The 22,355-nt window shown below is 61.4% G+C and carries 20 protein-coding genes and 1 pseudogene; 7 read left to right on the forward strand and 14 right to left on the reverse strand.

Annotation, left to right across the window (positions count from 1 at the left end):
- Positions 1-63 precede the first annotated feature (63 nt).
- On the forward strand, positions 64-771 hold the full coding sequence (locus tag ACI5GA_RS25335) for a GntR family transcriptional regulator (RefSeq protein ID WP_404633238.1): 708 nt from the start codon (positions 64-66) through the stop codon (positions 769-771).
- A gap of 18 nt (positions 772-789) precedes the next feature.
- Here ACI5GA_RS25335 and ACI5GA_RS25340 read toward each other — a convergent pair whose 3' ends face one another.
- The gene (locus ACI5GA_RS25340) at positions 790-1,194 is read right to left on the reverse strand and encodes a MerR family transcriptional regulator (RefSeq protein WP_404633240.1); all 405 of its coding nucleotides are present in this window, start codon (positions 1,192-1,194) and stop codon (positions 790-792) included.
- A gap of 93 nt (positions 1,195-1,287) precedes the next feature.
- On the opposite strand from ACI5GA_RS25340, the gene ACI5GA_RS25345 reads away from it, so the two are divergent.
- Positions 1,288-2,523, forward strand: coding sequence for an NADH:flavin oxidoreductase/NADH oxidase family protein (locus tag ACI5GA_RS25345; protein WP_421424750.1), 1,236 nt, complete (start codon positions 1,288-1,290; stop codon positions 2,521-2,523).
- Between the two features lie 9 nt (positions 2,524-2,532).
- On the opposite strand, the gene ACI5GA_RS25350 is transcribed toward ACI5GA_RS25345, so the two are convergent.
- A complete protein-coding gene (locus ACI5GA_RS25350) occupies positions 2,533-3,753 on the reverse strand; it encodes a CynX/NimT family MFS transporter (protein ID WP_421424751.1) in 1,221 nt (406 codons plus the stop codon).
- A 163-nt stretch (positions 3,754-3,916) separates the two neighbouring features.
- On the opposite strand from ACI5GA_RS25350, the gene ACI5GA_RS25355 reads away from it, so the two are divergent.
- Together ACI5GA_RS25355 and ACI5GA_RS25360 are read left to right on the forward strand one after the other, a co-directional pair.
- Positions 3,917-4,732: a helix-turn-helix domain-containing protein gene (locus ACI5GA_RS25355; protein WP_421424752.1), complete on the forward strand. Its 816-nt coding sequence runs from the start codon at positions 3,917-3,919 to the stop codon at positions 4,730-4,732.
- Positions 4,733-4,881: 149 nt separating this feature from the next.
- Positions 4,882-5,421, forward strand: coding sequence for a cytochrome P460 family protein (locus ACI5GA_RS25360; RefSeq protein ID WP_421424753.1), 540 nt, complete (start codon positions 4,882-4,884; stop codon positions 5,419-5,421).
- A gap of 2 nt (positions 5,422-5,423) precedes the next feature.
- Here ACI5GA_RS25360 and ACI5GA_RS25365 read toward each other — a convergent pair whose 3' ends face one another.
- A complete protein-coding gene (locus ACI5GA_RS25365; RefSeq protein ID WP_421424754.1) occupies positions 5,424-6,551 on the reverse strand; it encodes an alkene reductase in 1,128 nt (375 codons plus the stop codon).
- 156 nt (positions 6,552-6,707) lie between these two features.
- Between ACI5GA_RS25365 and ACI5GA_RS25370 the strand changes: the two genes are divergently transcribed.
- Positions 6,708-7,637 carry a LysR family transcriptional regulator gene (locus ACI5GA_RS25370; RefSeq protein ID WP_421424755.1) on the forward strand — a complete coding sequence of 310 codons (930 nt, stop codon included), beginning with the start codon at positions 6,708-6,710 and terminating at the stop codon, positions 7,635-7,637.
- Between the two features lie 251 nt (positions 7,638-7,888).
- Here the strand turns inward: ACI5GA_RS25370 and ACI5GA_RS25375 are convergent, their stop codons facing one another.
- The 7 genes from ACI5GA_RS25375 to ACI5GA_RS25405 all read right to left on the reverse strand — a co-directional run bounded on the left by ACI5GA_RS25375 (position 7,889) and on the right by ACI5GA_RS25405 (position 15,322).
- Positions 7,889-8,722 (reverse strand): ABC transporter ATP-binding protein, encoded by an 834-nt coding sequence (locus ACI5GA_RS25375; RefSeq protein WP_421424756.1) that lies wholly within the window; start codon positions 8,720-8,722, stop codon positions 7,889-7,891.
- Entirely contained in the window at positions 8,710-9,513 is an 804-nt protein-coding gene (locus ACI5GA_RS25380) for an ABC transporter permease (RefSeq protein ID WP_404633260.1), read from the reverse strand. Before ACI5GA_RS25380 ends, ACI5GA_RS25375 begins: the two co-directional genes overlap by 13 nt.
- A 14-nt stretch (positions 9,514-9,527) precedes the next feature.
- Positions 9,528-10,514 (reverse strand): ABC transporter substrate-binding protein, encoded by a 987-nt coding sequence (locus ACI5GA_RS25385; RefSeq protein WP_404633262.1) that lies wholly within the window; start codon positions 10,512-10,514, stop codon positions 9,528-9,530.
- A gap of 259 nt (positions 10,515-10,773) precedes the next feature.
- The gene (locus tag ACI5GA_RS25390; protein WP_421424758.1) at positions 10,774-12,405 is read right to left on the reverse strand and encodes a GMC family oxidoreductase; all 1,632 of its coding nucleotides are present in this window, start codon (positions 12,403-12,405) and stop codon (positions 10,774-10,776) included.
- The gene (locus ACI5GA_RS25395) at positions 12,402-13,367 is read right to left on the reverse strand and encodes a purine-cytosine permease family protein (RefSeq protein ID WP_421424759.1); all 966 of its coding nucleotides are present in this window, start codon (positions 13,365-13,367) and stop codon (positions 12,402-12,404) included. The genes ACI5GA_RS25390 and ACI5GA_RS25395 overlap by 4 nt, the downstream gene beginning before the upstream one ends.
- Positions 13,358-13,801, reverse strand: coding sequence for a cytosine permease (locus ACI5GA_RS25400; RefSeq protein ID WP_421424760.1), 444 nt, complete (start codon positions 13,799-13,801; stop codon positions 13,358-13,360). Before ACI5GA_RS25400 ends, ACI5GA_RS25395 begins: the two co-directional genes overlap by 10 nt.
- Before the next feature lie 30 nt (positions 13,802-13,831).
- Entirely contained in the window at positions 13,832-15,322 is a 1,491-nt protein-coding gene (locus ACI5GA_RS25405) for an aldehyde dehydrogenase (RefSeq protein WP_421424761.1), read from the reverse strand.
- Between the two features lie 271 nt (positions 15,323-15,593).
- Here ACI5GA_RS25405 and ACI5GA_RS25410 point away from each other — a divergent pair, with 271 nt between their 5' ends.
- Positions 15,594-16,499, forward strand: coding sequence for a LysR family transcriptional regulator (locus tag ACI5GA_RS25410; RefSeq protein WP_404633270.1), 906 nt, complete (start codon positions 15,594-15,596; stop codon positions 16,497-16,499).
- 139 nt (positions 16,500-16,638) lie between these two features.
- On the opposite strand, the gene argE is transcribed toward ACI5GA_RS25410, so the two are convergent.
- The 3 genes from argE to ACI5GA_RS25425 all read right to left on the reverse strand — a co-directional run bounded on the left by argE (position 16,639) and on the right by ACI5GA_RS25425 (position 20,043).
- A complete protein-coding gene (argE, locus tag ACI5GA_RS25415; protein WP_421425541.1) occupies positions 16,639-17,787 on the reverse strand; it encodes an acetylornithine deacetylase in 1,149 nt (382 codons plus the stop codon).
- A 27-nt stretch (positions 17,788-17,814) separates the two neighbouring features.
- Positions 17,815-18,489, reverse strand: a complete 675-nt coding sequence (locus ACI5GA_RS25420; protein ID WP_421424762.1) for a DUF1028 domain-containing protein — start codon at positions 18,487-18,489, stop codon at positions 17,815-17,817.
- A gap of 171 nt (positions 18,490-18,660) precedes the next feature.
- On the reverse strand, positions 18,661-20,043 hold the full coding sequence (locus ACI5GA_RS25425; protein WP_421424764.1) for an aspartate aminotransferase family protein: 1,383 nt from the start codon (positions 20,041-20,043) through the stop codon (positions 18,661-18,663).
- A gap of 185 nt (positions 20,044-20,228) precedes the next feature.
- Between ACI5GA_RS25425 and ACI5GA_RS25430 the strand changes: the two genes are divergently transcribed.
- Positions 20,229-20,840: a TetR/AcrR family transcriptional regulator gene (locus ACI5GA_RS25430; protein WP_404633276.1), complete on the forward strand. Its 612-nt coding sequence runs from the start codon at positions 20,229-20,231 to the stop codon at positions 20,838-20,840.
- Here ACI5GA_RS25430 and ACI5GA_RS25435 read toward each other — a convergent pair.
- Positions 20,813-22,249 (reverse strand): annotated as a pseudogene (locus tag ACI5GA_RS25435) (EAL domain-containing protein); the annotation flags it as partial. The gene ACI5GA_RS25430 and the pseudogene ACI5GA_RS25435 sit on opposite strands and share 28 nt — an antisense overlap.
- Between the last annotated feature and the right edge of the window lie 106 nt (positions 22,250-22,355).

Genomic DNA, 22,355 nt, shown 5'->3' on the forward strand with positions numbered 1-22,355 from the left:
AGCACGGCTTGCCGGCGGTGGCGTTTGAACAGGCGCCACCGTATCCAACACGTGAGATCAATCATGCAAATCGCTCAGCCGAAAAAGACTAAGGATCGCCCGGACAACATGGTCGAGCGCATCTATCAGCAGCTCAAGGGCGATATCTTCGAATTCCGCTTGCTGCCGGGTGACCGCTTCAGCGAGAACGAAGTGGCCGAGCGTGTCGAGGCCAGTCGCACCCCGGTACGTCAGGCCCTTTACCGCCTGGAGCGGGAAGGGTATCTGGAAGTGTATTTTCGCAGCGGCTGGCAGGTGAGGGCTTTTGATTTCAATTACTTCGAAGAACTCTACGATGTGCGCATCGTGCTGGAAAACGCTGCGGTGGCACGGCTGGCATCACTGGATCTGACCGCCAACCCGGCCATCGTCGAGCTGCGAAACACCTGGCAGGTGCCTGAGGTCGCGCGTGAGCAGGATGCGGCGAGGGTCTCGGCGCTGGATGAGCGTTTTCATTGCGCGTTGTTGGAGGCAGCAGGCAATGCCGAAATGGCGCGCATGCATTACGAGATCACCGAAAAAATCCGCATCATCCGGCGCCTGGACTTCACCCAGGCGCCGCGCATCGAGGCCACCTACGCCGAGCACGGCCAGATCCTCGACGCCATTCTCCAGCGTCGTACCGAACACGCGCAGCACTTGCTGAAAAACCACATCGAAATCAGTAAAAACGAAGTGCGCAAAATCACTTTGCACCGGCTGCACATGGCCAGGCAGAACGCGGTCCTGTAGGCGCCGGAGAATCTGTTCCTACGAAACTGTCATGCCATTGAGCATCCGCCGCGCGTTGTCCGCACACCCCACGCCTTCCGGTTTGCCCTCGATCCCGGCGATGGTCGCCAGCAGTTGCACCTTGTTCTGCTCCAGACGCTGTTGCAGGGCTTCGATCTCACTGACCTTGCGCTTGAGCGCGTCGAGCAAATGATCGTACGCCCAGTCGTCCAGATTGGCAGGCAGCAGGTGTTGAATTTCTTCCAGCGAGAAACCGGCCTTCTGCGCGCGGACAATGATCGTCAGCAACAACTCGGCGTCCGGCGCGTACTCGCGATAACCATTGGCCGTGCGTTTGACGGCGTTGATCAGCCCGGCAGATTCGTAAAAGCGAATACGCGAGGCCGCAAGGCCCGTACGTTTGGCCAGTTCACCAATTCTCATCGCAGCACCTGATCGATTATTTCGGAGGGAGGGGGTTGACCTTAAAGCTGACTTTAATCTTAGGGTTGAGCCTCGGTCAATCGAGGTGACGAGATGGGAATTTTCGACAGGTTGCAGCTTCCGGGCGGTTCGGTGATCAAGAACCGCATCGCCAAGGCGGCGATGGAAGAGAACATGGCGGACGTTGATCAGGCGCCGTCCGAGGCGCTGATCCGTCTGTATCAGGCGTGGGCCGAGGGCGAGGCGGGGTTGCTGATTTCCGGCAACGTGATGATCGACGGCCGCGCCATGACGGGGCCGGGGGGCGTCGTGCTGGAAGACGACCGGCATCTGGACCGCTTCAAACGCTGGGCACAGGTGGGGCGCGCGAAGCACGCGCAATTCTGGCTGCAACTCAATCATCCCGGTCGCCAGATGCCCGCCAGTCTTGGGCAATCGACCTGGGCGCCCTCGGCGGTGGCGATGGATCTGGGCAAGATGTCTCGGCACTTCAATCCGCCGCTGGCAATGACCGAGTCGCGTATTGAAGAGGTGATCCAGCGTTTTGCCCGCGCCGCGCAACTGGCCGAGCAAGCGGGGTTTACCGGTGTGCAGATTCACGCGGCCCATGGCTACCTCATCAGTCAGTTTCTCTCGCCGCTGACCAACCAGCGTGACGATCAATGGGGTGGTTCGCTGGAGAATCGCGCCCGTCTTCTGCTGGAAGTGATCAAGGCTGTGCGAGCGGAGGTCTCGCCCCGGTTCGTGGTGGCAGTCAAGCTCAATTCGGCGGATTTTCAGCGCGGCGGGTTCTCGGCCGACGATGCCCGGCAGGTGGTCGAAATGCTCAATACATTGCCGGTGGACCTGGTGGAAATGTCCGGCGGCAGCTATGAAGCTCCGGCCATGCAGGGTGTGGCGCGGGATGGGCGGACGCTGGCGCGGGAAGCGTACTTCCTCGAATTCGCCCGCGACATTCGCGCTGTGGCGAGGATGCCGGTGATGGTCACCGGGGGCATCCGGCGTCTTGAAGTCGCCGAAACGGTCGTCGCCCATGGCGTGGACATGGTGGGTATCGGCACGGCATTGGCCATCGAACCGGACCTGCCTCGGCAATGGCAGCAGGCGCGAAACGTCATCCCCGAATTGCCGCCCATCACCTGGAAAAACAAGGCGCTGGCCTCGGTGGCCAATATGGCGGTGGTCAAGTTTCAATTGCGCAGGCTGAGCAAGGGACAAACGCCCAAGCCTGCTGTTTCGCCGATCAGGGCGTTGATCGCGCAACAGATGTCGACGGTACTGCGCGCCAGGCAGTACCGCCGATGGGTTCAGGCGCGTCAGCAGGTCTGAGTTACCCGGTCAGGCGATGGCGCCTTGCGGAAGATCCTCGCGCGCAGGTTTGAGCAGCGGGGTCACGCACAGCGTGAACAGCAACACCGCAAAGAGCATGTCGTAGGCTGCGGCGTAACTGCCGGTGACGTCACGCAAAGCACCGAAGCACAACGGGCCTGCCGCCGCGATCAGGTAGCCGATGAACAGCATGAACACAGTCCAGGCCCCAGCCTGTGCAGGGGTGGTGGCGTTGTCCAGTGGCAGGGTCATGCCGACGGTGAATCCCATGCCCAAACCGACGGCAGCGAGGACCACGTACAGCACTGGCGCCCAGTTCGGTGCGAACGCGATCCCGGCGATGCCCAGTGTTGCCAAGGCTGTGGACGCACCGATCATCACCCGCCGGTCGTGGGCTTTGCCGGGGAGCATTCCCGCACCGACGCTGGCGATGGCAAACACCGCCGTGAACAGGCCGAGCACGACGCCGGGTGCCAAGGTCGTAACCCCTGTTTCGGCCGCCGAAGGCGCGAGCCAGGCGAACAGCCCGTACACCACGAACTGACTGGCGCCGAAATTGATTGCCACCAGCCAGGCCTGCGGGTTGGCCCATGGCAGGCGCACGGTCTGCGCGTTACCGGGCCTGATCGCCGAGGCGGGGGCGGAGCTGGCGAAGCGTCTGGCCAGCCACACCCAACTGATGATTGCCGTCAGGCACAACAGGCTCCAGATGCCCGCTCCGAATCGCCAGTTCTGCGCCAGCTCGGTGAGCGGTGCGGTGAACACCGCAGCCACTGTCGCGCCAAGGCTGAGTCCGGCAGCGTACACACCCATGAACAGCGCCGCGCGGTGCGGGAAATGCGCCTTGATCCAACCGCCAATCAGCGCACCGGCAATGGCAATGCCGACGCTGGCAAAGAACGTTGCACCGAGCAACAACAGAGGGCTCGGCGCAACAGCCCGCAATAGCGTGGCAACACCCAGCAAGGCCAGCGCCGCGATCACGCAGCGGTCGGCGCCAAAACGGCGGGCCAGATTGGGCGCCATCAATGCAAACAGGCTCATGCACAGGTCGGGGATTGAGGTCAGCAGCGCAGCCTGGGTGTAGCTCAATTGGAAGTGTTGCTGAATCAGCAGCAGGATCGGGCCGATGGACACGATGGCCGGTCTCAGTGCGATGGACAGCACCAGCAGACCAAGGATGGCTGCCACGCTGTGCTGGCTGCCGGGTGCAATACGGGCGTTGATCATGGGCAAACCCTCGATGAAAGTGGGTGGAATGCCAGCGATGCTATCGACGGTCAGAAAAGAGCAAATGCCAGATTTCGTCGAGAAAGTGACAAAACCGCTTGACGGTCAATGCGCAGGCGGGCGAGATGAGCGACGTCATCTCCCGCAAGCAGAAGCCTGACCGATGAAACGAGACGTCCGTGTCGTCAGTGCAATCCCGCCACGCGCCTCCCGCAGCGAGGACTATGCCGACTATCTGAATGTGCCACGGCTCATGACGGTGCTGGTGCGCGATCAGCAGACCGGCGAGTACAACGCGCCTCATGCCCATCGTCACGGGCAGATTCTGTATGCCTCCAGTGGCACCATGCGGGCGATGACCGAAGATGGCCTGTGGTTTCTTCCGCCCCGACGCGCGCTATGGATTCCGCCAGGGATGGTGCATGACCAGTTGATGCTCAGCCCGGTCAACTTGCGCTCGCTGTACATCGAACCTGAAGTGGCCCAGGGTTTCGGTCAGCGCTGCAAGGTCGTCGAAGTGTCGGTAATGCTGCGTGAGCTGATTCTGGCGCTGGCCGATCAACCCATCGAATACGCCCAGGAGGGGCGCAATACCCACATTGTCGGGCTGATCCTGCATGAGATCGAAACCGCTCGCAGCCTGCCGCTGCAGATTCCCTGGCCCACCGACCGACGCCTGCTGATGGTCTGTAACGGCATTCTCGATCACCCGGAACAGCCTCACTCCGTGGAGTATTGGGCCGATAGGGTAGGCGCCAGTCCGCGCACGCTGATTCGTCTGTTTCTCAAGGAAACCGGGCTGACCTTTCGCCACTGGGTGCAGCAGGTGCGGCTGGCGACCGCGCTGGACCGGCTGGAGCAGGGGCAAGCGTTGGGTGCTGTTGCCCGCGAACTGGGTTACGCCAGCCCGAGCGCGTTCAGCGCGATGTTCCGGCGGGTGATGGGGGAGTCGCCCCGGGCGTTTCTAAGCCGGGAATAACGACTTTTGCCCGCGTTTTTGTATCGCAACGTATCTGCACCCTGATCGCATACATGGCCATGCAAATGGGCGCGGCGTCGATACATTTGCGATACACCGGGCCGGTACGGTGGCGTCTCCCGTCACTGGACCTGAGAAAGGAGGCCGCCATGAAGCGCGCACGTATCGGACTTTTCGCGGCGGCCATCGCCTCGGCCATTGCTGCACCGCTGGTGTTTGCCGAGGCCACCAAGACCCCAGACAGCAGCGCGGCCTCAGCGGACAGCGCGAGCAAGGCCTCGCCTATCTACGGCGTGACGTTGCCCGAAGGGTATCGCCAGTGGCAACTGGTCGCCCCTGCGACGGAAGGCGCACCGCTCAACGAAATCCGCGCCGTCGTGGGCAACGACATTGCCATCAAGGCCTACAAGGAAGGCACGCTGCCCTTTCCCGATGGCACTGTGCTGACCAAACTGGCGTGGAAGCACGTGCAGTCCACGGAACTGGAATCCGCCGCAGTGCCGGGCGCCGCCACCACGGTGCAGGTCATGGTCAAGGATTCGGTGAAGTACAAGGATTCCGGTGGCTGGGGCTTCGGGCGCTTCGTCAACGGTCAACCGGTGGACGTCAAACAACACGAAACCTGCCTGGCTTGCCACCAGTCACGGGTCAAGGACCATGACCTGGTGTTCAGCCGCTGGGCGCCTTGAGGTTACGCCGGTTCATACGGCGCGTAATCCACATACCCTTTGCCATCGCCACCGTAGTAGGTGTCGCGATCCGGTGTGGTCAATGGCCAGCCGTTTTTCAGGCGGGCGACCAGGTCGGGGTTGGCGATGAAGGGCTGGCCGAAACCGGCGAGGTCGATCAGGCCTGCGTCCACCAGGTCCTGCGCCCGTTCCAGGGTCATGTCGCCTGCGAGAATCAGCGTGGTGTCGGACAGTTCCGTTTTGCAGTGCTTGAGCAGTGAGCGCAGGGCGGCCTCTTGCGCATCCGAGCCTTCGGCAGCGAGGAAGAAATGCGTCTGATCCATGACGTGAACATAGGCGATGCCGCGCTGGTTCATGCCTGCGCAGAGCGCCGAATAGGTTTCGTCGATTTCTGGATAAATCGGCATGTCGAACAATTGGCCGTAAGGGGAAATACGGATGCCCACTTTGTCAGCGCCGATGCGCGCAACCACGGCGTCGACCACTTCGAAGACGAAGCGCAGGCGACCTTCCAGCGTCTGGGCCGAGTAGCGATCAGTGCGGTCGTTGACCAGCGGATTGAGGAACTGCTCGATCAGGTAACCGTTGGCGCCGTGGATTTCCACGCCATCGAAGCCCGCTTCAACCGCGTTTGCAGCCGCTTGAGCGAAATCCTGAACGACACGACCCACTTCCTCGGTGCTCAGCGGACGTGGGGTGGAGGTCGGCACGAAGCCTGGCTCGCCATTGTCGTCGTAACCGAACGCGATGGCGCCCTGGGCGGCTTTGCCGGTGGAACTGACAGGGGCCTGACCGTCAATCTGGATCGAGGTATGGGACACGCGGCCCACATGCCATAACTGAGCGAACATCTTGCCGCCGACGCTGTGCACCGAGTCGGTCACCAGCTTCCAGCCCTTGATTTGCTCGGGCGTGAAAATGCCGGGGTTAAACAGGTAACCCTGACCTTCGCGGGAAATGGGTGTGCCTTCGGACACAATCAACCCGGCAGTGCCGCGCTGGGTGTAATGCAGGGCGATCTGCTCGGTGGCGACGTCGACCGGCGCGCGGGAACGGGTCATCGGTGCCATGACGAAACGGTTGTTCAGGGTCAGGCCGTTCAGGTCGTAGGGTTCAAACAGGTTGATCATCGAATGCAGTCTCGAAAACGGGAGGCACTGGCGACTGCGGTCAGCCCGGCCTGCGTGAAAGGATGAATCGATGGTAGAAGCTTGCCCAAACAGCCACAATGCGGCGCGTTGGCAAAAGACTATTGCGATTATCGCAATACGAACGGAGCGTTATTCATGCATCTCAAGGCCCATCGGTTCTTCGCCATGGTCGCGGTGACCGGCAGTTTCTCCGCGACGGCCCGGCATTTTCAGGTGCCTGCGTCGTCGGTATCGCGCTTCATCGCGGCGCTTGAGCGGGAGGTCGGCCAGCAATTGCTGTTTCGCAACACGCGTGCCGTCAAACTGACGGAGGCAGGGGAGCGTTACTACGTACAGATCCGTGAGGTGCTGGAACTGCTGGACGCGGCGGATGAAGAAGTCACGGGCAAAGGCGCGGAAATTCGTGGCCAGGTGCGGATCAACGCACCGGTTGCGCTGGGCCATTTGCACATCGTTCAGTTGCTCGACGGGCTGTATGAGCGTTACCCGGAGTTGACGGTTGAGCTGACCGTCACCGATGCGTTCATCGATCCGGTGCAGGAGGGGGCCGACATCACCTTTCGGGTCGGCCACATGGAAGACTCCGGTCTGATCGGACGCAAGATTTGTGATCAGCACCATGTGCTCTGCGCCAGTCCTGCTTATCTGGAGAAGTACGGCATTCCGAAGACACCCGAAGACCTGCGCCAGCATTGCTGCCTGAACTACAAAGGCTCGGGCGGTCTGCAGCGCTGGCATTTTCGGCACCCGGAAACCGGTGCTCAGGAGGTCATTGACGTCACCGGTCCGCTGCGCAGCAACAACGCGCAAGTGTTGGTGGAGGCAGCGTTGGCGGGCAGAGGGATCGTGTTTTTCCCGTCCTGGCTGTTCAGCAAGAGCCACTTTGCCAATGGCAAGCTGGTGCGGCTGATGCCTGAATGGGGTGGTTCGGTGGAGGAGGTGCAGAGCCAGATTTACCTGCTCTCGCCAGAGAATCGCCTGCGCTCACAGAAGACCCGCGCGGTGTGGAATTACTTCATTGAGGCGATCGGCTCGCCGCCGTATTGGGATGATCTGGCGGGGTAAAGGGCAGCAGCCCACGATCCCCACTCCGGCGGTGCTCATCAAACATCAAGTAAGTCACTGATTTAACAAGCACCACCAACCCCTGTGGGAGCGAATTTATTCGCGAGGCGTCGGTACATCCAACAGAGATGCATCAGATTTACTGGCCAATCGCGAATAAATTCGCTCCTACAGGGTCTCGTGTTTGCTGCGCGACAGTGTGTCGTATAGACGACGGGCGTTCTCCTACAGGTATTGCGCGGGATGCCCGATCAATGCTCCTCTGGCCCATCATGCAGTTGATGGAAGATATTGCGCTTCATGCGAATGAATTCCGGGTCCATGACCATGTCCAGGTTGCGCGGGCGGCCTATGGGCACGTCGAGCACTTCCTTGATCCGGCCCGGACGGGCGCCCATGACGAAGATGCGATCGCCCAGCAGGATCGCTTCGTCGATGTCGTGGGTCACGAATAACACGGTTTTCTTGCTGTGTTCCCAGACCTTGAGCAGCAGTTGTTGCATCTGCAAACGGGTCTGGCTGTCCAGCGCGCCGAAGGGTTCGTCCATCAGCAGGATCTGCGGATCGTTCGCCAATGCCCGGGCAATCGCCACCCGTTGCATCATGCCGCCGGACAGTTGCTTGGCGTAGTTGTCCGCGAATCGCAGCAGGCCGACTTCGTTCAGGTAGAAATCGACGATCTCCTTGCGTTCAGCCGCAGGCATGCCACGGCGCTTGAGGCCGAATTCGATGTTCTTGCGCACGGTCAGCCACGGGAACAGGGTGTAGCCCTGAAACACCATGCCACGGTCGGCGCCGGGGCCATCCACTTGTTGGCCACCGACGTAGATGTCGCCCGAGGTGGGTTCGGCCAGACCCGCGGTGAGGTAGAGCAAACTCGATTTGCCACAGCCGGACGGACCGACCAGCACTGCGAACTGCTGATCGGGTACGTCGAACGACACTTTGTCCAGCGCTGTGAACGTACCGCCCGACGGCGTCTTGTATTGCAAGGTGACGTTATCGACTCGCAGACGCGGCTCGGCGGTAGCGGTCACGGCCGTGGGGCGCAGCGGAATCGGGGAAGTTGCAGTTACTGAGCCCATGCGGCCACCTTCAAGCGAAGCAGTCGGAAAAGTTGATCGGTGATCAGGCCCAACAGGCCGATGACCGCGATCGCCAAGAAAATCACATCCACCTGAAAACCACGCATGGCCTTGAGGCTCAGGTAGCCCAGTCCACTGGACGCAGCGACCAGTTCGGCCACCACCAGATAGGTCCAGGCCCAGCCCATGGTCACGCGCAAAGTGTCGAGCACGCCGGGCAGCGAAGCCGGTGCGATGACGTGCAACACCGCGTCGGTGCGGCTGGAGCCCAGGGTGTAGGAGGCGTTGATCAGGTCTTTGGAGATGCCTTTGGACACGTCAGCGATCATCACCAGTTGCTGGAAAAACACACCAAAAATGATGATCGAAACCCGTTGTTCCAGGCCGATGCCGATCCACAGGATGAACAGCGGCACGAACGAGGTGACGGGCAGGTAGCGGATGAAATTCACCAGCGGTTCAAGGAACGCCTGCACCAGCCGGAAGCTGCCCATCATCAGGCCGATGGGCACCGCGACCACCGACGAGACGATGAAGCCGACCATCACCACTTCCACACTGGCCCACACATGCGGGCCAAGGGTGCCGTCATGGGCCAGGCGCATCGCGGCGTCGAACACCGCGCCCGGTGTCGGCAGAAACATCGCGGGCACCACGCCGCCGTAGGAGAGGAAAGCCCACAGGCCGATCAACAAGGCCCAGGCCAGGCCGCTGGCGCTCCAGATCACCTGCACCGGCAGGCTGGTCTTGGGTGTCAGGCAGCGGTTGAGCCACGAATTACGCTTGGACATGACGTGCTCCTGCCTTATTTCGGGCTGATGAAACGGTTGTCGACCAGGTCGCTGTAGGTGACGTTGTACGGCTTGCCTTGCAGCTCGGTGGCGGTCTCGTTGGCCAGTTTGATCACAGCGGCGGCGTCACCCGTGGAGCCGTTGCTGCCCAGCAGTTTTTCGCTCATGGCCTGATCGTAGAAACGCACGCCCTTGGCGGCCGCTTCCAGTTCAGCCGGGTCGGCGAGGTAGCCGCCAACGCCCTTGGCCATGATCGCGTAGGCTTCTTTAGGGTGGTCCTTGGTGTACTGCACGGCTTTGTAGAGCCCCGAGACCAGCGCCTTGACGTCGGCCTCCTGCTTGTCGATCACGTCGCAACTCAGGGCCACGACGTCGACGATCACGCCCGGCGTGGTGCTGCTGTCCACCAGCACTTTACCTTGCTGCTTGTTGCGCACGGTGGTCAGGTGCGGCTCCCACGTCACGGCGGCGGGCACACGACCGGCGATGAACGCGGTGGCGGCGTCGTCTGCGGTCATGTTCTGGATGGTCAGGTCGCTCATTTTCATACCGGCGTTTTTCAGCAGGTAGTTGAGCCAGAACTGCGACACCGAGCCTTCGTTGACGGCCACGGCCTTGCCCTTGAGGTCTTGTAGGCTGTTGACGTCCTTGCCCACCAGCACGCCGTCGCCACCATGGCTGTCGTCCAGCGCGGCCACGGCTTTGAAGCAGAACTGTGGGCGGTACTTGAGGATTTCATCCAGGGTCGAGGCCGAACCGGACAGCTTGCCCGACGCTTGTGCGGCCATGTACATCGAGGCTTCTTCGATGGTCGGCAATTCGACGGTCAGGCCCTGCTCCTTGAAGTAGCCCAGATCCTTGGCCAGATACAGGGTGCCGTAGCCGACCCAGGTGGTATGTCCGATGGACAGCGTGCCGGCCTGTGCGCCGCTGGCCATGCAGGCGGCGACGGCAGTCAGGGTCAGCGGACGCACGCAGCGCGATACGAAAGACTTGAACATGGAGCACTCCCGCAATGGTGGTTTTGAGTTCGTTATTTCACGGGGCAGTGGGGCAAGACGCCAAAAACAGACAACGCTCATGGCCTCTGACGGACCTTTTGCCTCTGTGGGGCGAGGTCGATGTTGGCCGATGTCGGGGGCGACGAAAATTAGTAAATATGTGGTCCCTGACGAGGAAAAAACTGGGGTGGGGAGCGGCGCATTCATGAGCGCCACCCATGCCGCTTCCGCCCGGCGGGCAGAAGCGGGTGTACGCAGGTCAATAAGCAGCGTGTTCAGCCATCGCAGCCGCAGCGCTCTTGGGAGCACGACCCAAAATCATCCCCGCCGCCTTCTCGCCGATCATGATGCACGGTGCATTGGTATTGCCGCTGATCAGCGTCGGCATGATTGACGCGTCGACCACCCGCAGCCCCTCGATTCCGTGGACCTTCAATTCCGGGCTGACCACGCTCATCGCGTCGACACCCATCTTGCAGGTGCCCACCGGGTGAAACACCGTCGCGGCGTATTCCTGCACGTAAGCCATCAATTGCTCATCGGTCTGCACCTCGGCACCGGGCAGCATCTCCTTGCCACGAATCCCGTCGAAGGCTTGATCAGCCAACACCTTGCGCGCCAGTTTCAGGCCCTCGATCAGCACGCGAGCGTCTTGCGGATCCGAGAGAAAGTTGAAGTCGATCACCGGCTGCGCGTTGCGGTCCAGACGGATCTCGCCAATGCTCTTGGGCCGCAGCACACAGGTGTGCACGGCATAGCCATGACCCCATTCGAACAGCCGCCCGCGATGGCTGCGATAACCCGGCACGAAGTGAAATTGCACGTCCGGCAAGTCGTCAGTCAGTGGCGTGCGGGCAAAGCCCCCAGCCTCGACGTAGTTGGTCGTCAACCAGCCCTTCTTGCGCAACACATAGCGCAGCGGCGACAGCAAAATGCTCGGCAGCGCCCCCAGCGAGAAGCCCAGTGTAAGGGGGCTTTTCGAGCGCACGGTGACCAGCCCGTCGATGTGGTCTTGCAGGTTCTTGCCGACTCCAGGCAGGTCATGCTCGACCTTGATGCCCGCATTTTTCAGCTCATCCGCAGGGCCGATGCCCGACGCCAGCAAAAGGCTCGGGCTGCCGAGCGAGCCCGCCGACAGAATCACTTCACGCCGCGCATTCAGTGCGAGCGTCTGACCGTCCGACACCACGTTCACGCCCTTGGCGACGCGCTGTTCGAGGATCAGCGATTGCACCGAACAATCGGTGATCACCGTCAGGTTGGGACGGTCCAGCACCGGGGCGACAAACGCCCGATAGCTCGACAGGCGCTTGGCGTCCTTTTGCGTCAGGTTGTAGATGCCACAGCCCTCCAGCGTCTCGCCGTTGAAGTCATCGTTCTGACGAATGCCCACCCGTTGTGCAGCCTTGACGAACAGGCGAGACACGGGGTTGGGATCGCGAGCTGCTTCAACGTTCAACTCGCCGCCGGTGCCGTGCAGGCGCGGGTCCTGGCCGAGCCGGTTGTTCTCGGATTGCTTGAAGTAGGGCAGCACACCGTTCCAGTCCCAGCCGGGGCAACCGGCCTGCGCCCAGCGGTCGTAATCGCTGGCGTGGCCACGAATGTAGATCATGCTGTTCATCGAACTGGAGCCGCCCAGCGCCTTGCCACGCGGGGTGTGCAGCGAACGGCCGTTGAGGTGCTTTTGCGGTGCCGATATGAAATTCCAGCTGTACTTTTTGCTCTTGTACAGCGTGATGGTGCCCGCAGGTGTCTGGATGCGCAGATTGTTGTCATGGCTACCGGCTTCGATCAGGCAGACGCTGACGGTCGGGTCCGCGCTCAACCGGTTCGCCAGTACGCAGCCCGACGAACCCGCGCCGACGATGATGTAGTCGTAATCGGTTTTCATGCGTTTCTCCCCAGAGCGCTCATCGATTGCTTGCGGCTGCGGCGCTGACTGGCCAGGTAATAAACCGGCGAAATCACCGCCAGGCCGACGATCCACGACACGTCCGCGCCGCCCATGGCCTTGGCGATGACGCCGGTGTACAGCTCGGTGGCCATGAACGGCACTTGCACCAGAATGCCCAGTACGTAGCAACCCACCGCCGTCCAGTTGAAGTAGCCGTAGATGCCGCCGTCGCGACGGAAGAACGAGGCCACGTCGTAGCTGCCGTGGGCGACCAGGTAGTAGTCCACCAGGTTGATCGCGGTCCATGGCACCAGCACGTACAACAGCAGCAGAATGAAGTTGGTGTAGTTGGCCATGAAGTCGTCCTGACCCAGCAACGCCAGCGTCAGGGAAATCGAGAACAACACCAGCGCGGTGATCGCCCGGGAGAGCGCGCCTGCCGACCATTTCGGCACCAGCGTCTGGCCGACGGTGATCGCCGACAGGGTGCCGCAGTACAGGTTCATGGCGTTGGTGGCGGCGATGCCGATGGAGAACACCGCAACCACCAGTGTCGCGATGCTGCCGGTCATTTCGATCAACCCGGCGATGATGTCGCCTTCCACGCACAGGCCGACGATCACCCCCAGCGCCATCGGCAGAATCGACCCCAGGCAGCAGCCCCAGTAGCTCGACCAGAACGCGGACTTGCTGCCCGTGTCGGCGGGCATGTAGCGCGAGTAATCCGAGACATACGGTGCGTACGCCAGTTGCCACAGCGCCGCGACGGACAGCGTGCCGAGGAAGCCCGCGACGCTCATTTCGTTGCGTTGCAGAAAGTCTGCAGGCAGACCGTGAACGGCGACGATCCAGACGAAACACAGCAGCAGAATCGCCCCCGAGAGGTACGACATGACGCGTGTGTAGGCGTGAATCAGGCGGTAGCCGAATACGGTGGCCACGACGCTGATCAGCCCCACCAGCACGATGCCTTGATGGTGCTGAACAGCGGGTAGCGGCTGTGCAGCGATTGCCCGCCGAGCACCAGGTTGGAGGCGAAGAAACCGAGGTACATGATCACTACCAGGGCAACCACCAACAGCGAACCGTAAGAGCCGAACTGGCCACGGGTCTGCACCATTTGCGGCACGCCCAGTTGCGGGCCTTGTGCCGAGTGCAGGGCCATGAAGATCCCGCCGATCAGGTTACCGAGGACCAGCGCGATCATCGCCGCCATGAAAGGCAGCTTGAACACGGTGACAGCCAAGGCGCCGGTGACCACGGTCAGCAGCATGATGTTGGAGCCGAACCAGATGGTGAACAGATCGCGCGCGCGGCCATGGCGCTGGTCGGCGGCGATGGGTTGGATGGTACTCAGTTCGAGCGTGGCGGCTCGGGAGTCATTGTTGTGCATGAAGGGTGTTCTCACGATCGGGTGAAGTGCTTAGCGCAACTGAAACCAGGTGGTCTTCAGTTGGGTGTACTTGTCGAAGGAATGCAGCGACAGATCGCGGCCAAACCCGGATTGCTTACCGCCACCGAACGGGACGCTGACGTCCAGCGCGTCCACGGTATTGACCGATACGGTCCCGGCATTCAGGCGGCTGGCCACGCGATGGGCGCGGTTGAGGTCGTCGCTCCAGACCGAAGCGGCCAAGCCATAGATGTGATCGTTGGCCATCTGCACGGCCTGGTCTTCGTCGTCGAACGGTGTGATCGCCAGCACCGGGCCAAACACCTCTTCGCGAGACAGCGCCATGTCCGGGGTGACCCCGGTAAACAGCGTGGGCTGAACGAAATTGTTCGAACCGTTGATCACCACGCGATCCCCGCCCGCCACCAGCCGTGCGCCGTCGTTCTGAGCGCTCTGGATGTAGCCCATGATCCGAGCCGCCTGACCCGCATCGACGATGGCGCCCATTTTGCTCGCCGGATTCAGCGGATCGCCCGGTTGCCAGTGACGCGCCTTCTCGATCAGACGCTCGACGAACTCGTCATGAATCGAACGCTGCACCAGCAGCCGCGAGTTGGCCGAGCAGACCTCGCCCTGATTGAAGAAAATCCCGAACGCGGCCTTTTCGGCAGCCAGGTCCAGGTCCTGACAGTCGGCGAACACCAGATTCGGGCTCTTGCCGCCGCACTCCAGCCACACTTGCTTGAGGTTCGATTGAGCGGCGTACTGCATGAAGTATTTGCCGACTTGCGTCGAGCCGGTGAACGCCAGTGCGTCCACGTCCGGGTGCAGCCCCAACGCACGACCGGCCTGTTCACCCAGCCCGGTCACGACGTTGAACACGCCTTCCGGTACGCCCGCTTCCAGCGCCAGTTCGGCCAGACGCAGCGCCGAGAACGGCGATTGCTCCGCTGGTTTGAGGATCACGCTGTTGCCTGCGGCGAGGGCAGGGGCGAGTTTCCAGGCGGCCATGTCCAGCGGGAAGTTCCACGGCACCACGGCGGCCACCACGCCCAGCGGTACGCGGGTGATCGTCGCCAGAGTGCCGAGGCCGGTGGGGGCGACTTCGTCGTACCGTTTGTCGAGGCTTTCGGCGTACCAGGCGAACACACCGGCAGCGCCCGGCACGTCAAGGGTGTAGGCGTCCATCACCGGCTTGCCCATGCTCAGGGAATCCAGCAGCGCCAGCTCTTCACGATGCTCCAGGATCAATGCGGACAGGCGCAGTAGAACAGCCTTGCGCTCCCTTGGGTGCAGGCGCGCCCAGGGGCCGTTTTCGAAGCTACGGCGGGCCACGTGCACGGCGGCGTCAACATCGGCGTCCGAGCACGCGGCGACGTGGGCGAGCAATTGATTCGTGGCCGGATTGACCACCGGGAAGGTTTCGCCACTCAGGGCGTTGTGCGGCAGGCCCGCGATCAAGGCGGTATCGATCACCCGCTGTTTTTTTGCACGCTGTTGCCAGCTTTTGAAGTCCGTCACTGCACACTCCTTCGATGGCCTCTGCGGGCCATGTTCACGATCAGTGGTGTCGATAGTGGGCGATGTGACGGGGGTAGGAAATTAGTAAAAATGTGGTCGTTATCGATAAAAAAACTCTGTAAAACCGCACCTTTCCGGTGCCTGCGTGCACTGTTTTGAGGTCAGTTTTTTTAGCGTCAATGGGCAGCATTTTGCTTGTTTCCTGCCGCGTGCGAACACCGCAGAATGACGCGCAAGGATCTGCAATCCGGTTCACCCTTTCGAGGTTTCAATGGCAGCCTACAACCTGCGACAACTCAAGTATTTCGTCACCACGGTGGAATGCGGCAGCGTGGCCGAGGCCTCGCGCAAGCTGTACATTGCGCAGCCTTCGGTGTCGACCGCGATCAAGCATCTGGAAGAAAGCTTTGCCGTGCAGCTATTCATTCGGCATCACGCGCAGGGCGTTTCGCTGACCCCGAGCGGCGCGCGCTTCTATCGCAAGGCGCAGGAGTTGTTGCGGGTGGCCCATGAGTTCGAGCAGAACGCGCTGGCCGACAACGACGTGGTGGCGGGGCAGATTGACATCGGCTGTTTCGAGACCGTGGCACCGCTGTACCTGCCGCGATTGATTGCAGGATTTCGCGAGCGCTGGCCGGGGGTTGAAATCCGCATGCGTGACGGCGAGCAACAGGATCTGGTGCAGGGGCTGACCTCAGGCAGCATTGACCTGGCGATTCTCTACGAGCACGACCTGGACAGCACCATCGACACCGTTCCCTTGATGGCGCCGCAGCAACCCTATGCGTTGTTGCCAGAGGGGCATCGCTTCGCGCATCAGGCCAAGGTCTCGCTCAACGATCTGGTTCTGGAGCCGATGGTGTTGCTGGACGTACAGCCGAGCCGGACCTACTTCGTGAGTATCTTCGAAGAGCGCGGATTGACGCCGCACATCCAGTTCAGCTCGCCGTCGATCGAGATGGTGCGCGGGATGGTAGGGGCCGGTTTTGGTTTCTCGATTCTGGTCACACGGCCTCACTCCGAATACACCTACGACGGGCATAAAGTGGTGTGCGTGCCACTGGCTGAACAGGTCACCGGTTCGGGTTTGTCTGCTGCCTGGCTACGCCGTTCGCAGTTGACCAAACCGGCGCAGTTGTTTGTCGATCACTGCCGGGAAGAGCTGGCGCCAAAGTAGAGGGATTCGGGCTGTGGTGCATACCTGTTGGAGTGAGCTAGCTCACGAATGCATTTGGACCGTCACATCCAAGGTGGCTGACAGGATGCTTTCGTGAGCAAGCTCACTCCCACAGGGTATGGCTGTTCGCAGGTGAGATTTATCTCAACGTCTCAATCATCCGCCACAACATCGCATCGCACGCATCCAGTTGCTCAACGCTGACAAACTCATCCGGCTTGTGCCCTTGATCCATGCTCCCAGGGCCGCAAACCACCGTTGGAATGCCGATGGCGTCAAACAGCCCGCCCTCGGTGCCAAACGCCACGGTCGTGAAATCCTCCGAGCCACAGAACTGCGCGATCAACTGTGCCGCCTGACTTCGGGCATCCGTCGCCAGCCCCGGATACGCCGACAACTCGCAGAAGCGAATGTCGCTGCCGGGATTGACCGCCTGCATACGCGGCAATACCTGTTCCCGAGCATACTGTTGCAACTGCTGCGCAACATCGAGCGGGTCGTGGGCGGGCAGGGCGCGCACCTCGAAATCGAAGCGGCAATCGGCGGGTACGATGTTCAGCGCCTTGCCGCCACTGATCACGCCCGTCTGCACGGTCGTGAAGGGTGGGTCGAAACGCGTGTCGTGCAATTCGGGCGCACGCAGCGTTGTGCCGATGCGACCCAGTTCACCGATCAGCTCGGCGGCGTATTCGATGGCGTTCACGCCCTGTGGCGCATAGGCCGAATGGCAGGCTGCGCCGTGCACGTCGCAGCGCATCGCCAGTTTGCCTTTGTGGCCCAGAACGGGCTTGAGTTCGGTGGGTTCGCCGATGATGCACAGCAGCGGTTTCACCGGGCGCTTTTCCAGTTCGCTCAGCAGGGAGCGCACGCCCAGACAGCCCACTTCTTCGTCGCAGGACAGCGCAATGTGCACGGGCATGCGCAGTGGTTTGGCCAACAATTCAGGCACCGCCGCCAGCACGCAGGCGATGTAGCCTTTCATGTCCGCCGTGCCGCGCCCGAACAGCTTGCCGTCTCGCTCAGTCAATTCGAACGGCGGCACTGTCCAGGGCTGGCCGTCCACCGGCACCACGTCCGTATGGCCAGACAGCACGATGCCGGGCAACTCCGCAGGGCCAAGGGTGGCGAACAGATTGGCCTTGCTGCGCTGCTCGTTGTAGATCAGCTCGCAAGGCACATCGTGTTGTGCGAGGTAGTCGCGCACGAACTCGATCAATTGCAGATTCGACTCGCGGCTGGTGGTGTCGAACCCTACCAGCGCGGCCAGCAGATTCCGGCTGTCGTTCATGCGATCACTCATGGATGGCGCTCTCTGTCATTCGTCGCCCGGCACGCCATAGCTCGGGGCCTTGGTCGGGTCGAGGGCACGGGTAATGTAATCCTGCATCTGCGGGCGGTAGTCGGTCCACAGTTGGGCCAGTTTGCCGATGGGGTCTTCATCGGCCCAGTCGACCCGCAGGTCGATGATCGGCCAGGTCAGTTCGCTCACCACGACCATGGCTGCCGAGTGCACGGGGCCGGCCTCACCACCGGCAGCGACAGCGGCTTGCATCGCTGCGATCAAGCGGTCAGCCAGTTGCCCACCGCTGTTTTCGAACGTCTGCACCAGCACCTCGATCACTGCGCGGTCCGCCAGCATGTTGCCTGCGCCGACGCATTGCTCGCCCACCACGGCGTTGTGCGTGCCCAGGGTTTCGCTGCCGCTGAAATGCGCGGCACGGCCCAGATGATCGATGGCCGTCACCTGACGAAACTGGCTGTAGCCATTGCTGGTTAGCGCCTTGTCCAGCGCGTCGGCGGGCGACAGGCCATTTTCCAGTTGGTCGAGCACCTGTGGGCCCAGTGCGGGGAGGGTGATGTTCTGCGTGGAAACAGCGCCCACGCCTGGCCGCAGCCAAGGGCAGCGAGCGCCCACGGCGATGCTGGAAGAACTGATGGCGATGCCCAGTTGCCCGGTTTCGGCGCAGCGGCCGACGATTGAAAACGTCATGGTGTGAGTATCCTGATTCGTCCAGACCCGCCATCCATCGCCCGCGCCATGCGTAGGGCACGGCTTGGGCGAGGATGGGACATGGCTGCATTCTGTCGAGACGCTGGCCCTGACGAAACGAGGATTTTTGTGGAGGCTGGTTAGGTAAAACCTTATCAGCCTCTGAGCGCGTTACAGGCGTCCATACTCCCGCGCCGTGCGGTCGACGGCGATGCGGGTCTTGTCCACCAACTCGTCCAGTTCCGCGCGAGTGGCCACCAGCGCCGGGGCCATGATCATGCGGCCCAAGGTCGAGCGAATGATCACGCCTTCTTCGAAACCGATGGTGCGGCAGCGCCAGGCGATGTCGTTCTCGTTGGCGAAGCGCTTGCGAGTCGCTTTGTCTTCAGCGAACTGCAACGCGGCTACCAGCCCAACGCCCTGAACCTCGCCAACCAGTGGGTGATTACCGAACACCTCGCGCAGGCAGTTTTGCAGGTACGGCCCGGTTTCGGCCTTGACTCTGGCGACCACGCCCTCGTCGCGCAACGCCTTGAGGTTGGCGATGGCCACGGCGGCCGCCACCGGGTGGCCGGAGTAGGTCAGGCCGTGGGCAAATACGCCGCCCTTTTCCACCAGCGCTTCGGCCATGCGGCGCGACAGGATCAGCCCGCCCATGGGGATGTAGCCCGAGGTCAGGCCCTTGGCGATGGACAGGGTGTCAGGCTCGAACCCGAGCGCCTGATGGGCGAACCATTCGCCAGTGCGCCCGAAGCCGCCGATCACTTCGTCGGCGCACAGCAGCACGTCGTATTGACGGCAGATGCGTTGGATTTCCGGCCAGTAGGTCGCTGGCGGAATGATCATCCCGCCTGCGCCTTGAAATGGTTCGGCGACAAACGCGGCGACTTTGTCAGCGCCCAGCTCAAGAATTTTGTCCTCCAATTGGCGGGCCGCACGCAGGCCGAACTCTTTCGGGCTCAGCTTGCCTTCATGGGCAAACCAGTACGGTTCATCGATGTGCGCGACGTCGGGAATGGTGCCGCCCATTTCATGCATGAATTTCATGCCACCCAGTGCGGTCGCGGCCAGGGTCGACCCGTGATAGCCGTTCCAGCGGCCGATCATGACCTTCTTCTCGGGTTTGCCCATGACTTGCCAGAACTTGCGCACGGTGCGAATCAGCACCTCGTTGGCCTCGGACCCGGAGTTGGTGTAGATCGCGTGGCTGTAGTGATCAGGCAGCAGGCTGAACAGCAGTTCAGAGAGTTCGATCACCGCCGGGTGGGTGGTGTGGAAGAACATGTTGTAGTAGGGCAGTTGCTCCAGTTGCGCGCTGGCGGCGGCGGCCAGGTCTTTGCGCCCGTAGCCGAGGTTGGTGCACCACAGCCCCGACATGCCATCCAGATAACGCTTGCCGTCGTTGTCCCACAGCGACAGCCGATCGCCTCTGACCATTACCCGCGGGCCTTCTTCATTCAGCGCTTTCTGATCGACGAACGCGTGAATGTGGTGGGCGGCATCGGACGCCTGATAGTCGCGTGTGGTGCGGGTAGGGTCGAGTTCAAGGGACATTGCGCTTCTCCAGAGTGTGGTCGCCCTTTGCCTGGGTTCATGGCGTTTTTGTGAGGCGGCGAGGGCGTGCCGGGGTGGATGTGTCGCAATTTTTGTCAGATAAAAATATTTTTGTAAATAAAATATTTTTCAATGCCAAGTAAATTTCGTACGCTCCACAGCCCGTATTGCCAGCGCAGAACGACATGACAGGGCTCAGAGAGCGACAGAAGGAACAGCGTAGACAGGACATCGCGGAAGCTGCGTTGATTCTGTTCAAGGCCAACGGTTTTGGCGCGACAACGTTGGAACAAATCGCCATTCAGGCGGGGGTCTCCGCACCCACGGTGGTCAATTACTTCGGCGGCAAACAGGAAATCCTGCTGGCGCTGTTGAAGGCCCCCGATGAACAGGCCATGCGCGAGGCGAGGGCGAATCTGGACGAAAACTCCGATCCCCTCGACGCCTTGTGCGAGCTTGAAGGGCTGATGACGCATTACCAGTTGCAAGCGATGCCCGCTTCATTGTGGCGAGAGTTGGCGCCGTTCCTGTTCACGGGTGAGCTGTCCCAGACGTTTCAGCCCTGGAATGCGGCAGTCGTGGAAGCGGCCAAGGGGTTGCTGTTGCATTTTCGCGAGTTGGGTAAGGTGCGTGAATCCGTTGACATCGAGGTGGCGGCGACCCTGTTCAATCAGTACGCGAACCTCGCCTTTATCCGATTGGCCACTGAACCCGTGCCAGACCGCGAGGCTCATGCTGCGCACATGCGCAGCGTTTTAGAGTTGATGTGTCACGGGATGTTGAGCGACGTGTCTTGATCCTTTGACGAAAGGGCCTCGTCAAGCTCGGTGAGGCGTTCGTCCGACGGCACCGGGCGCCCGAAGAGAAAGCCCTGGAAGTGTGAGCAACCTTCGGCCCTCAACTGCTCCATCTGTTCGACCGTTTCCACGCCTTCGGCCGTCGTCTCGATCATCAGGCTGTTGCCCATGCCGGTGACGGCCCGGATGATCGCCAAAGCCTCTTTGTTTTCCGCCATGTCCCGCACGAACGAACGGTCGATCTTGATCCGGTCGAACGGAAACGAACGCAGATAACCCAGCGACGAATATCCGGTGCCGAAATCGTCCAGCGAGATGGCGACGCCCAGCCCTTTCAGCGCCCGCAGAATCGCGACGTTTTCGTCGCTGTCGCCGAGCAGTACGGATTCCGTGATTTCCAGCTCCAGTCGCCGCGGTGCCAGGCCCGAGTCGGCCAGCGCCAGCTCCACGCTGGCCAGCAGGCCGGGGTTCTTGAACTGGACCGGTGACAGGTTGACCGAGACTTTTTGTTGTGTGCCCCAAGTGGCTGCATCCTGACACGCCAGATTCAGCACGCGACTGCCGGCTTCGTGGATCAGGCCGGTTTCTTCGGCCATCGGGATGAAGTCCATGGGCGCAATCAGGCCTTTGGTCGGGTGCATCCAGCGAATCAGCGCCTCATAGCCAGAAATCTCGTTGCCGTCGCGGCTGACAATGGGTTGGTAATGCGGCTTCAGATGGCCCAGATGCAGGGCGGTTCGCAGGTCAGCCTCCATCGAGCGACGCTGACGAGCGGTCTCATCGAGGGCCGGGCGGAAGCGTTCGAAGCGGTTGCGGCCATTGCGCTTGGCTTCATAGAGCGCCATGTCGGCGTAGCCCATCAATTGCTCGGGGCGGTCGTGGTCCTCTGGCGACAGCGCGATCCCGACGCTGACACCCACCGAGCAACTGTGCCCATCGATCAGAAAGGGCGGGCGAATCACTTGAATCAGGCGTTGGGCTGCCAGTTCATCGGTCACGTCCTCAGCCACGTACAGCACGTAATCCGAATGGTTGTAGGTGTCCTGATTCAACACGGTACGGCTGCGCAACGTGCGCAGGCCTTCGGCGGTTTCGACGGGCATTTCCGAAATTCGGACCTCACCCTGCACAAGTCCCTGACTCATTTGCTGATTGAGGTAGTCAGCCACTTCCGGCCGCAGGCATTCACTGGCGAAGCGTCCGACCATTTTCGTCGACGCGAATAGCCGCTCGGCCTGCTGATTCGCCAGCAGAATCTTGTGTGATCGCACGTCCTGTACCACGACGCTGGCGGGAATGTTGGCGATCACCGAATCGAGGAAGCCCGACAGCTCGGCGCTGCGTTTTTCGGCCAGCTCTTTGGCTTCCAGCACCTGCACTTCGTTCTGGCGCCGTTCCGTTATGTCCTTAAGCGGTACATGACATCGGAATCTTGGATTAACTGCATGGGAACACCGGGAAAAAGAAAGGGCGCGCTGACGGCGGCAGAGTATGGCCCGAAACTTATGCAAAATC

It is taken from the genome of Pseudomonas sp. Pseu.R1 (assembly GCF_045764065.1).
Taxonomy (GTDB): Bacteria; Pseudomonadota; Gammaproteobacteria; order Pseudomonadales; family Pseudomonadaceae; genus Aquipseudomonas.

Bases quoted from the DNA above. Each gene is read 5' to 3' on its own strand.
- ACI5GA_RS25335 (WP_404633238.1), top strand. From the start codon at position 64: ATGCAAATCGCTCAGCCGAAAAAGACTAAGGATCGCCCGGACAACATG.
- ACI5GA_RS25340 (WP_404633240.1), bottom strand. From the start codon at position 1,194: ATGAGAATTGGTGAACTGGCCAAACGTACGGGCCTTGCGGCCTCGCGT.
- ACI5GA_RS25345 (WP_421424750.1), top strand. From the start codon at position 1,288: ATGGGAATTTTCGACAGGTTGCAGCTTCCGGGCGGTTCGGTGATCAAG.
- ACI5GA_RS25350 (WP_421424751.1), bottom strand. From the start codon at position 3,753: ATGATCAACGCCCGTATTGCACCCGGCAGCCAGCACAGCGTGGCAGCC.
- ACI5GA_RS25355 (WP_421424752.1), top strand. From the start codon at position 3,917: ATGAAACGAGACGTCCGTGTCGTCAGTGCAATCCCGCCACGCGCCTCC.
- ACI5GA_RS25360 (WP_421424753.1), top strand. From the start codon at position 4,882: ATGAAGCGCGCACGTATCGGACTTTTCGCGGCGGCCATCGCCTCGGCC.
- ACI5GA_RS25365 (WP_421424754.1), bottom strand. From the start codon at position 6,551: ATGATCAACCTGTTTGAACCCTACGACCTGAACGGCCTGACCCTGAAC.
- ACI5GA_RS25370 (WP_421424755.1), top strand. From the start codon at position 6,708: ATGCATCTCAAGGCCCATCGGTTCTTCGCCATGGTCGCGGTGACCGGC.
- ACI5GA_RS25375 (WP_421424756.1), bottom strand. From the start codon at position 8,722: ATGGGCTCAGTAACTGCAACTTCCCCGATTCCGCTGCGCCCCACGGCC.
- ACI5GA_RS25380 (WP_404633260.1), bottom strand. From the start codon at position 9,513: ATGTCCAAGCGTAATTCGTGGCTCAACCGCTGCCTGACACCCAAGACC.
- ACI5GA_RS25385 (WP_404633262.1), bottom strand. From the start codon at position 10,514: ATGTTCAAGTCTTTCGTATCGCGCTGCGTGCGTCCGCTGACCCTGACT.
- ACI5GA_RS25390 (WP_421424758.1), bottom strand. From the start codon at position 12,405: ATGAAAACCGATTACGACTACATCATCGTCGGCGCGGGTTCGTCGGGC.
- ACI5GA_RS25400 (WP_421424760.1), bottom strand. From the start codon at position 13,801: ATGCACAACAATGACTCCCGAGCCGCCACGCTCGAACTGAGTACCATC.
- ACI5GA_RS25410 (WP_404633270.1), top strand. From the start codon at position 15,594: ATGGCAGCCTACAACCTGCGACAACTCAAGTATTTCGTCACCACGGTG.
- argE (WP_421425541.1), bottom strand. From the start codon at position 17,787: ATGAACGACAGCCGGAATCTGCTGGCCGCGCTGGTAGGGTTCGACACC.
- ACI5GA_RS25420 (WP_421424762.1), bottom strand. From the start codon at position 18,489: ATGACGTTTTCAATCGTCGGCCGCTGCGCCGAAACCGGGCAACTGGGC.
- ACI5GA_RS25425 (WP_421424764.1), bottom strand. From the start codon at position 20,043: ATGTCCCTTGAACTCGACCCTACCCGCACCACACGCGACTATCAGGCG.
- ACI5GA_RS25430 (WP_404633276.1), top strand. From the start codon at position 20,229: ATGACAGGGCTCAGAGAGCGACAGAAGGAACAGCGTAGACAGGACATC.